Below are 9,225 nucleotides of genomic sequence, written 5' to 3' on the forward strand. Positions count from 1 at the left end.
ACCGGCATGGCTGGCCAGGTCCTGCACGGTTTTCAGCGCCGTGGCCTGGCTTGGCAGGTTCATGCCCAGCAGGTTGGGCAGCTGGCCCAGGGCGATGACGATGGCCGCGCCGAGCGTGAACCCCAGCACGACGGAGTGGGAAACAAAATTGACCAGTGCGCCGAAGCGCAACAGCCCCAGCAGTAACTGGAAGATGCCGCCGAGGAACGTCAGCAGCAGCACCAGGGTGACGTAATCGCTGCTGCCGGCCACGGCCAGCGGGCTGATGCTGGCGTAGAGGACGATGGAAATGGCGGCAGTCGGGCCGCAGATCAGGTGCCAGGACGAGCCCCATAGGCAAGCGATCAGCACTGGCACGATGGCGGCGTAGAGGCCGTATTCGGCGGGCAGGCCGGCGATCAGGGCATAGGCGATGGACTGCGGCAGGGCGAGGATGGCACCGCTCAGGCCTACCAGCAGGTCCTGGCGCAGGCTGCGGCCCGATTGGCGCGGGAGCCAGGAGAGGAAGGGCAGCAGGTGAGTGAGGCGATGCATGGGTTATCCACATTCCTTAAGTTGCACTGTCCCTCTGTGGGAGCGGGTTCACCCGCGAATGCGTCGGTAGCCTCACTGCCGCATTCGCGGGTGAACCCGCTCCCACAGGATTGGTTTACAGCTTGGTTTTTACTGCTTCGTTAGCATCCCCGCCACTTTTGGTAGTCACCCCAGCCAGCCATCCTTCCAGCAATTCAGGGTGCGTCTTTACCCAGGCCCTGGCCGCGTCATCGAAACTTATCTTCTGGTCCACAACCTCGGCCATGATGGTGTTTTCCATGTCCAGGGTGAACTTCAGGTTACCCAGCAGCTTTGCCGCGTTCGGGCAGGCTTGTGGATATCCTTTGCGCGTCAGGGTGAAAACCTCGCCCTTGCTGCCGAACCATTTTTCGCCGCCAGTCAGATAATGCATCTTCAGCTTCACGTTCATCGGGTGCGGTGTCCAGCCGAGGAAGGTAATGAACTGCTGCTTCTTGGCGGCACGGTCTACCTGGGTGAGCATCGCCTGTTCGCTGGATTCCACCAGCTTCCATTGGCCGAGATTGAATTCATTGTTGTCGATGATCTGCTTCAGCGAGAGGTTGGCGGGCGCGCCAGAACCGATCCCGTACAGTTTCTTGTCGAACTGATCGGCATGTTTCTGCAAGTCGGCGAAGTCCTTCACCCCCGCGTTCCACACATAGTCGGGCACCGCCAGGGTGAACTCGGTGCCTTCCAGGTTGCGCGACAGCTGCTGCACGTCGCCATTGGCAATGAATTTGTCATGGAACCCCTGGTGCGCCGGCATCCAGTTGCCGAGAAAGGCATCGATCCGGCCATCCTTGAGTCCGCCGTAGATGATCGGCACGGCCAGGCTGTCGATTTTTACCTGGTAGCCCAGGCTTTCCAGCAACAGGCGGGCTATGGCATTGGTCGTGGCGATGTCGCTCCAGCCGGGGTCGGCCATTTTCACGGTGCTGCATTGCGCGTCGCTGTCGGCGGCATTGGCCGTAATGGCGGCCAGGCTAAGGGCCAGGGCTAACACGGTGGCGGGGAACTTGTGCATGGCGGCCTCTCTTCTCAATCCATGGGTGCGGGCTGTGGATAACGTGCCTTGCGCTCGAGGTCATCGAGATCGATATGGTTGCGCATGTACTGTTGGCTGGCGTCCACCAGCGGTTGGTGGTCCCAGCTTTTCAGCTTGCCGATGGCCAATGCCTCGGCCACCAGGCGGCGTCGGCGCTGGCTGGCGAGAACCTGCTGGCGCAGACTGCGGATATCCCAACGCTGCCTGGCTTCATCGGCAAATGCCTGCAGCAGCGCCTGGTGGTCCGGGCTGCCGGTGAGGTTCTCCCGCTCGTTCGGGTCGCGGCTCAGGTCATAGAGTAGCCATGGGTCGTCTTCGCTGTACACGAACTTGTACGGCCCGCGGCGGATCATCATCAGCGGGCCGACAGTGCCTTCTGCCATGTACTCGCCGATCACTTCGTCGTGGCCGCCCTGCCCTTGCAGGTGGCCGAGCAGCGAGCGACCGTCCAGGTGCAGGTGGTTATCCACAGCCCCGCCGGCCAGTTCGACCAGGGTTGGCAGCAGGTCGCAGGTCGAGACCGAGGCGCCGATCCGGGCGGGGGCAAAGCGTTTCGGCGCGTGGATCAGCAGCGGTACCCGTGCCGACATCTCGAACCAGTGCATCTTGTACCAGAGGCCGCGCTCGCCAAGCATGTCGCCATGGTCACCGGAGAACACGATCAGCGTGTCGTCGGCCAGGTTGCATTCTTCCAGGGTCTGCAGCAACTGGCCGATGTTGTCGTCGATGTAGCTGCAGGCGCCGAAGTAGGCCCGGCGGGCGTCGCGAATCTTGTCCACAGGCAGCGGCTTGTTCCACAGGTCGAAGACCTTGAGCAGCCGCTGCGAGTGCGGGTCGAGTTGTTGCTGACTGAACTCGGCGCTTGGCATGGGGATATCCACACCTTCGTAGCGGTCCCAGTAGCGTTTGGGGATGGTGTAGGGGTCGTGCGGGTGAGTCATGGATACCGTCAGGCAGAACGGCCGGCCATCATTTTCACGCACATGGTCGTACAGGTACTGACGGGCCTTGAACACCACTTCCTCGTCGAAATCCAGCTGGTTGGTGCGCACGCACGGGCCGGCCTGCAGCACCGAGGCCATGTTGTGGTACCAGCTTGGGCGCACGTCGGGTTCATCCCAGTTCACCGCCCAGCCATAGTCGGCCGGATAGATATCGCTGGTCAGGCGCTCCTCGTAGCCGTGCAGCTGGTCGGGCCCGCAGAAGTGCATCTTGCCCGACAGTGCCGTGCGGTAGCCCATGCGCCGCAGGTAATGGGCATAGGTGGGTACGTCAGCCGGGAAATCGGCGGCGTTGTCGTAGGCACCGATACGGCTGGGCAACTGGCCGCTGACCAGGGTGAAGCGCGATGGCGCGCACAGCGGGCTGTTGCAGTAGGCCGAATCGAACACCACGGCATGCTCGGCCAGGCGGCTGAGGTGCGGCATCTGGATTGGCGAAGGGGCGTAGATCGGCAGCAAGGGTGCGGCCATCTGGTCGGCCATGATGAACAGGATATTCGGGCGCGTCATGCTGGCTTCCATCGTTGAGGATTATGCGAATCGCTTGCCTACCAAGATGCGACTGTGGATAACATGGGTAAAGCCCATGGCGGGCAATGACTGGGATTAGCCACACTTATGTTTGATCAGCTTGCGCAGGTGTCGCTGGATACCCTGCGGGTGTTCGAGGCCGCAGCGCGCCTGCGCGGCTTCACCGCAGCGGCCTTGGAGCTGGGCACCACACAGCCGGCGGTGAGCCAGCAGGTAAAGCGTCTGGAGGCGCAACTGGGTACGCGCCTGTTCGACCGAATTTATCGGGGCATCGAGCTGACCGAGGCCGGCCAGGTCCTGTTCGAACAGGTGCATCAGGGCCTGCAGGCCATGGACGACGGCATCGCCCTGGCCAGCGGGCGCGGCCAGCGCGAGGTGCTGCAGGTGGCCACTGACTTTGCCTTTGCCGCGTTCTGGCTGATGCCACGGCTGCAACGTTTTCACCAGGCTTATCCACAGGTGGATGTGAGCCTGGTCACCGGCGAGCGCAGCCAGGGCATGCTGCGCCCGGACATCGATGTGGCAGTGCTGTTTGGCGACGGGCGCTTTCACCAGGGCGAAAGCCGATGGCTATTCGATGAAGAAGTGTTCCCGGTTTGCAGCCCCCGGCTGATTCATGGCAAACCCTTGTCGGCCGTGGCTTTGCAACGTTTGCCATTGCTGCATCTGAAGGGCGAGCTGGCCAGCCGCTGGTTCGATTGGGCTGGCGTGTTTCGCGGGTTTGGCGTGGCCAGCCCGCCGCCGGCGGGGCAACTGCGATTTGATAACTACACCTTGCTGATCCAGGCGGCGATTGCGGGCCAGGGGGTGGCGATTGGCTGGGGGCACCTGGTGGATGGGCTAGTCGAGCAAGGGCTGCTGTGTCGGCCGCTGGAGGGCAGTTTGCGCTCGGCCCGGGGGTATTATGTGGTGCTGCCACCGCGCAAGCGGCGTAGTGCGTTGATCGACCGGTTTGTGGGGTGGCTGGAGCATGAGCGCAGCCTTTGAGATGCCGGGGCCGCTTTGCGGCCCATCGCGACGCAAGGCCGCTCCTACACAGATCGCTTGCCCCTGTAGGAGCGGCCTTGTGTCGCGATGGGCTGCGCAGCAGCCCCGGCAATCTAGACTACGAAGTTAAGCTGTTCGCCCACCTTTTCAACTGCATCACCCCTGCAGGCAGGTGGTGATGGTTCGACCGCAATCAGGAGTTACCGTGCAGAGGATCAAGGGTTACCACGCCCACGTTTACTACGACGCATCGACCATGGAGCAGGCCCGGGAACTGTGCGAGGAGGCGGCGCGGCTGTTTCCGGTGACCATGGGGCGCATGCACCAGAAACCGGTAGGGCCACACCCGGACTGGAGCTGTCAGCTGGCGTTCGGGCCAGAGGTGGTTGGGGTGGTGTTGCCTTGGCTGGCGCTGTACCGGAAGGGGTTGGTGGTGTTCATGCACCCGGAAACCGGGGATGAACTGGCGGACCACCGGGATCATGCGATCTGGATGGGGGCTGTGCGGCCTTTGAAGCTGTCTATTTTCGGTGGATAGAATTTTATAACCTGTACCGGCCTTTTCGCGGGTAAACCCGCTCCCACAGGGACCGCACAGATGCTGAAACTGTGGGGACCTGTAGGAGCGGGTTTACCCGCGAAGCAGGCGGCGCGGATCAGCGCCGGGCGCCGCGCACCCCTTCAGCCAGTGCCGAGCACAGGCTCAATACCTCGTTCACCGCCTGATCGGCAGTCTTGGCCTGGGCAATCTTGTCGACCAGCGCCGACCCCACCACCACGCCATCTGCCAGGCGGGCAATATTCGCCGCCTGCTCTGGCGTGCGAATGCCGAAACCGACGCTGATCGGCAAATCGGTATGCCGGCGCAGGCGGGCAATGGCCTCGGTGACGTGCTCGGTGGTTGCCGAGCCGGCTCCGGTCACACCTGCCACCGACACGTAATAGACAAACCCGGAGCTGCGCTCCAGCACGCGCGGCAGGCGCGCATCGTCGGTGGTCGGGGTGGTCAGGCGGATGAAGTCGATGCCGGCAGCCTGCGCCGGGGTGGCCAGTTCGGCGTCATGCTCTGGCGGCAGGTCGACGATGATCAGGCCATCGACACCTGCTTGCTTGGCATCCTCCACGAACTTGTCCACGCCAAAGCGGTGGATCGGGTTGTAGTAGCCCATCAGCACGATCGGCGTGGTCTGGTTATCTACCCGGAATTCGCGAACCATCTGCAGGGTCTTGGCCAGGGTCTGGCCGGCTTCCAGGGCGCGTAGGGTTGCCAGCTGGATGGCCACGCCGTCGGCCATCGGGTCGGTGAACGGCATGCCCAGCTCGATCACGTCGGCGCCAGCGGCTGGCAGGCCCTTGAGGATCTGCAGCGAGGCGTCGTAGCCCGGGTCGCCTGCGGTGACGAAGGTGACCAGTGCCGAGCGGCCTTCGGCCTTCAACTCGGCGAAGCGTTGTTCAAGACGGCTCATGCCTGTTTCTCCTGGGCGGCCATGTGGCTCATGACGGTTTGCATGTCTTTGTCGCCGCGGCCCGACAGGCACACGACCATCAGGTGATCCTTGGGCAGCTTCGGTGCGCGCTTGATGGCTTCGGCCAGGGCGTGCGAGCTTTCCAGGGCCGGGATGATGCCTTCCAGGCGGCAGCAGGCGTGGAAGGCGTCCAGGGCTTCGTCGTCGGTAATGCTGACGTACTCCACGCGCTTCACTTCGTGCAGGTAGGCGTGCTCCGGGCCGATGCCCGGGTAGTCCAGGCCGGCGGAAATCGAGTGGGCATCGGTGATCTGGCCGTCTTCGTCCTGCAGCAGGTAGGTGCGGTTGCCGTGCAGCACGCCTGGCACGCCGCCGTTCAGGCTGGCTGCGTGCTTGTCGGTGTGCACGCCGTGGCCACCGGCTTCGACGCCGATGATTTCTACGCTCGGCTCTTCGAGGAACTCGTGGAACAGGCCCATGGCGTTGGAGCCGCCGCCGACGCAGGCAACCAGGCTGTCTGGCAGGCGACCTTCCTTCTCGTGCAGCTGGGCGCGGGTTTCCTTGCCGATGATCGACTGGAAGTCACGCACCATGGCCGGGTACGGGTGTGGGCCGGCTACGGTGCCGATCAGGTAGAAGGTGTCTTCGACGTTGGTGACCCAGTCGCGCAGGGCCTCGTTCATGGCGTCCTTCAGGGTGCCGGTGCCGGCGGTGACCGGAACGATCTCGGCGCCCAGCAGCTTCATGCGGAACACGTTGGCCTGCTGGCGCTCGATGTCGGTGGCGCCCATGTAGATCACGCAAGGCAGGCCGAAGCGCGCGGCCACGGTGGCAGTGGCCACGCCGTGCATGCCGGCGCCGGTCTCGGCGATCAGGCGTTTCTTGCCCATGCGCTTGGCCAGCAGCACCTGGCCGATGCAGTTGTTCACCTTGTGCGCGCCGGTGTGGTTGAGCTCTTCACGCTTGAAGAAAATCTTGGCGCCGCCACAGTGCTCGGTCAGGCGCTCGGCGAAGTACAGCGGGTTGGGGCGGCCGATGTAGTCGCGCTGGAAGTACGCCAGCTCTTCGAGGAACTTGGGGTCTGCCTTGGCCGCTTCGTATTCGCGGGCCAGGTCCAGCACCAGTGGCATCAAGGTTTCGGCCACGTAGCGGCCGCCGAACGAGCCGAACAGGCCGTTGGCGTCGGGGCCGGGGCGGTATTGGGACTGGGTCATGGGTCGCTCCAGGGCGTAATGAATGAGTGATGGGCTTTACTGTAAACAGGGCAAGGCCGGCTGAAAACCGATAAGATTGCGAACACTTGTTAGAAAAACTCACAGGTATCATGGCCCACGACCTCCCTCCCCTGAATGCCCTGCGAGCCTTCGAGGCGACCGCCAGGCTAAACAGCGTCAGCCAGGCAGCCGAAGCGCTGCATGTCACTCATGGTGCAGTCAGCCGGCAGATCAAAGTGCTGGAAGAGCACCTGAGCGTTGCGCTGTTCGTGAAGGATGGGCGCGGCATCAAACTCACAGATGCCGGTGTGCGCCTGCGTGACGCCAGTGGCGAAGCCTTCGACCGCCTGCGCAGCGTGTGTGCCGAACTGAGCCGTGATGTCAGCCAGGCCCCGTTCGTGCTGGGCTGCTCGGGTAGCCTGCTGGCGCGCTGGTTCATCCCGCGACTTGGGCGGCTACAGGCGGACTTGCCCGAATTGCGCCTGCACTTGTCGGCGGGTGAAGGCGACCTCGACCCGCGGCGACCGGGGCTTGATGCGCTTCTTGTGTATGCCGAGCCGCCGTGGCCGGCGGACATGCAGGTGCATGTACTGGCAGAGGAGCGTATCGGGCCGGTGCTCAGCCCGCGTTATGCCGGCTTCGAGCGTTTGCAGGATGCACCCCCCAAGGCCTTGCTGGGTGAGGCCTTGCTGCACACTACCTCGCGCCCGCAGGCCTGGCCGACCTGGGCGCTGGAACAGGGGTTGGAACCGGCGGCCATGCAATACGGGCAAGCCTTCGAGCACCTGTATTACCTGCTGGAAGCTGCCGTGGCCGGACTAGGTGTGGCGATTGCGCCGCAACCGCTGGTCGCCGATGACCTGCGTGCGGGCCGCTTGAGTGCACCGTGGGGCTTTTCACCGACGCCGGCGGCGCTGGCTCTGTGGGTGCCCAGGCGCGCCGCAGATGGGCGCGCCGAGCAGTTGGCCCAGTGGTTGCGTGCCGAGCTGGCACGCCAAGGCGCTTAGTTGCGTTTGGTCAGCAGGTAAGCCGCCAGCAGGCCCAAGGCGCCGATGGCAACGCCGGCGGTGGTGTACGGGTGTTCCTGAGCGTAATCACGGGTGGCGATGCCGGTTTGGCGGGTGCGTTGCTTCACTTCCTCGTAGGCGTCGCTCAGCAGGCTGCGCGAATGACGAAGGGCGCTCTCGGCGTTGCTGCGGATTGCCTTCACCGACTTCTGGGATTCTTCCGATGCATCGTGCTTGAGGTTCTCCAAGCTTTTCAGAAGGCTCTCGATCTCTGCTTCCATGCTTTCCAGGGACGTTTTACGCAGCGAGTTGCGGTGCATGTTGACTCTCCTTTGCAGTATGGGCTGTAAGGGTTGCGACCTGCCAACTGCGGGAAAGTGCGATCGAACTTTAGCGCTTGCTGACGGCTCGCAGGTAAACCAGGCCTGCGCTGCTAGGCTCAATCTCACTGTCATCCAAGGAGAGCACTCATGACCGATCATCACACCTACAAGAAGATCGAACTGGTAGGGTCCTCGCCCACCAGTATCGAAGATGCGATCAACAACGCCCTGGCCGAAGCCGGCAAGAGCATCAAGCATCTGGAGTGGTTCGAAGTGATCGATACCCGTGGCCACATCCGCGACAACAAGGCGGCGCACTTCCAGGTCACGCTGAAGGTCGGCTTCCGTATTGCCAACAGCTGAAACACCAGCGGGCTGGATGATTCCGGCGTGATGCGGTATTACGAAGAGGGCGCCTTGGCTGGCGCCCTTTCTGATTTCATCTGCACAAGGAAAGCGAATGATGAACAAACTGATTCTGGCGCTCGGCCTGATGACCCTGGCCGGCGGTGCGCTGGCAGCAGGCAAGCCGTGTGAAGAGCTGAAGGCGGAAATTGCGGCCAAGCTGGATGCCAAAGGGGTCAAAGGCTACAAGCTTGAGATCGTCAACAAAGGCGACCCCGCGGGCAAGGTGATCGGTAGCTGCGAGGCAGGGACCAAGGAGATTGTGTACCGCCGCGGCTGATGTGCTGGCTTCTTCGCGGGCAAGCCCGCGAAGACGGTCACGCGGTCTTGAGGGCCTGCGCCAACAGTTCATAGGACCGGATGCGGTCCGCATGCTCATACAGGTCACAAGTGAAGATCAGCTCATCCGCGCCGGTCTGCTCCAGCAGCACTTCCACCTTGGCTCGCACCTTCTGCGGGCTGCCGATCATCGCCAGGCCCAGGAAACTGCTCATTGCATCGCGCTCATGGGGCAGCCACAAGCCATCCATGGTTTCTACCGGCGGCTTCTGCATCAGGCTCTGGCCGCGAATAAGCGCAAGGATTCGCTGGTACACGGAGGTGGCCAGGTACTCGGCCTTCTCATCCGTTTCCGCCACCACCATGGGAATGCCCAGCATCACATACGGCTTGTCCAGCGTGGTGGAGGGCT

At 63.1% G+C, this 9,225-nt stretch carries 11 protein-coding genes and 1 pseudogene; 5 read left to right on the forward strand and 7 right to left on the reverse strand.

Features of this window, described 5'->3' with window-relative positions; all coding sequences use genetic code 11:
* The 3 genes from HP546_RS20665 to betC form a co-directional block, all read right to left on the reverse strand.
* The coding region (locus HP546_RS20665) for a SulP family inorganic anion transporter (protein WP_256678510.1) at positions 1 to 534 on the reverse strand (534 nt) is incomplete at its 3' end.
* A gap of 115 nt (positions 535 to 649) precedes the next feature.
* Positions 650 to 1,579, reverse strand: a complete 930-nt coding sequence (gene choX, locus HP546_RS20670; RefSeq protein WP_172228911.1) for a choline ABC transporter substrate-binding protein — start codon at positions 1,577 to 1,579, stop codon at positions 650 to 652.
* A gap of 14 nt (positions 1,580 to 1,593) precedes the next feature.
* A complete protein-coding gene (gene betC, locus HP546_RS20675) occupies positions 1,594 to 3,111 on the reverse strand; it encodes a choline-sulfatase (protein ID WP_172228913.1) in 1,518 nt (505 codons plus the stop codon).
* Positions 3,112 to 3,219: 108 nt separating this feature from the next.
* On the opposite strand from betC, the gene HP546_RS20680 reads away from it, so the two are divergent.
* Both HP546_RS20680 and HP546_RS20685 read left to right on the forward strand, forming a co-directional pair.
* On the forward strand, positions 3,220 to 4,119 hold the full coding sequence (locus HP546_RS20680) for a LysR family transcriptional regulator (RefSeq protein ID WP_172228915.1): 900 nt from the start codon (positions 3,220 to 3,222) through the stop codon (positions 4,117 to 4,119).
* Between the two features lie 205 nt (positions 4,120 to 4,324).
* A complete protein-coding gene (locus HP546_RS20685) occupies positions 4,325 to 4,657 on the forward strand; it encodes a DOPA 4,5-dioxygenase family protein (protein ID WP_172228917.1) in 333 nt (110 codons plus the stop codon).
* A 118-nt stretch (positions 4,658 to 4,775) separates the two neighbouring features.
* On the opposite strand, the gene trpA is transcribed toward HP546_RS20685, so the two are convergent.
* Together trpA and trpB are read right to left on the reverse strand one after the other, a co-directional pair.
* On the reverse strand, positions 4,776 to 5,585 hold the full coding sequence (gene trpA / locus HP546_RS20690) for a tryptophan synthase subunit alpha (protein WP_172228919.1): 810 nt from the start codon (positions 5,583 to 5,585) through the stop codon (positions 4,776 to 4,778).
* Positions 5,582 to 6,799: a tryptophan synthase subunit beta gene (trpB, locus tag HP546_RS20695; protein WP_172228921.1), complete on the reverse strand. Its 1,218-nt coding sequence runs from the start codon at positions 6,797 to 6,799 to the stop codon at positions 5,582 to 5,584. Before trpB ends, trpA begins: the two co-directional genes overlap by 4 nt.
* Positions 6,800 to 6,909: 110 nt before the next feature.
* Here trpB and HP546_RS20700 point away from each other — a divergent pair, with 110 nt between their 5' ends.
* Positions 6,910 to 7,806: a LysR family transcriptional regulator gene (locus tag HP546_RS20700; RefSeq protein ID WP_172228923.1), complete on the forward strand. Its 897-nt coding sequence runs from the start codon at positions 6,910 to 6,912 to the stop codon at positions 7,804 to 7,806.
* Here the strand turns inward: HP546_RS20700 and HP546_RS20705 are convergent.
* The gene (locus tag HP546_RS20705) at positions 7,803 to 8,126 is read right to left on the reverse strand and encodes a YqjD family protein (protein ID WP_172228925.1); all 324 of its coding nucleotides are present in this window, start codon (positions 8,124 to 8,126) and stop codon (positions 7,803 to 7,805) included. The two genes, HP546_RS20700 and HP546_RS20705, sit on opposite strands and share 4 nt — an antisense overlap.
* 150 nt (positions 8,127 to 8,276) lie before the next feature.
* Between HP546_RS20705 and HP546_RS20710 the strand changes: the two genes are divergently transcribed.
* Together HP546_RS20710 and HP546_RS20715 are read left to right on the forward strand one after the other, a co-directional pair.
* Positions 8,277 to 8,492 carry a dodecin gene (locus HP546_RS20710; protein ID WP_086976505.1) on the forward strand — a complete coding sequence of 72 codons (216 nt, stop codon included), beginning with the start codon at positions 8,277 to 8,279 and terminating at the stop codon, positions 8,490 to 8,492.
* A 100-nt stretch (positions 8,493 to 8,592) separates the two neighbouring features.
* Entirely contained in the window at positions 8,593 to 8,814 is a 222-nt protein-coding gene (locus HP546_RS20715) for a DUF1161 domain-containing protein (protein ID WP_172228927.1), read from the forward strand.
* Positions 8,815 to 8,851: 37 nt separating this feature from the next.
* Here HP546_RS20715 and HP546_RS20720 read toward each other — a convergent pair.
* Positions 8,852 to 9,225 (reverse strand): annotated as a pseudogene (locus HP546_RS20720) (LLM class flavin-dependent oxidoreductase); the annotation flags it as partial.

The sequence above is a fragment of the Pseudomonas sp. CM25 genome (genome assembly GCF_013179705.1).
GTDB lineage: Bacteria > Pseudomonadota > Gammaproteobacteria > Pseudomonadales > Pseudomonadaceae > Aquipseudomonas.

Coding starts and splice junctions, on each gene's coding strand:
- choX (WP_172228911.1), bottom strand. CDS start 1,579: ATGCACAAGTTCCCCGCCACCGTGTTAGCCCTGGCCCTTAGCCTGGCC.
- betC (WP_172228913.1), bottom strand. CDS start 3,111: ATGACGCGCCCGAATATCCTGTTCATCATGGCCGACCAGATGGCCGCA.
- HP546_RS20680 (WP_172228915.1), top strand. CDS start 3,220: ATGTTTGATCAGCTTGCGCAGGTGTCGCTGGATACCCTGCGGGTGTTC.
- trpA (WP_172228919.1), bottom strand. CDS start 5,585: ATGAGCCGTCTTGAACAACGCTTCGCCGAGTTGAAGGCCGAAGGCCGC.
- trpB (WP_172228921.1), bottom strand. CDS start 6,799: ATGACCCAGTCCCAATACCGCCCCGGCCCCGACGCCAACGGCCTGTTC.
- HP546_RS20700 (WP_172228923.1), top strand. CDS start 6,910: ATGGCCCACGACCTCCCTCCCCTGAATGCCCTGCGAGCCTTCGAGGCG.
- HP546_RS20705 (WP_172228925.1), bottom strand. CDS start 8,126: ATGCACCGCAACTCGCTGCGTAAAACGTCCCTGGAAAGCATGGAAGCA.
- HP546_RS20710 (WP_086976505.1), top strand. CDS start 8,277: ATGACCGATCATCACACCTACAAGAAGATCGAACTGGTAGGGTCCTCG.
- HP546_RS20715 (WP_172228927.1), top strand. CDS start 8,593: ATGAACAAACTGATTCTGGCGCTCGGCCTGATGACCCTGGCCGGCGGT.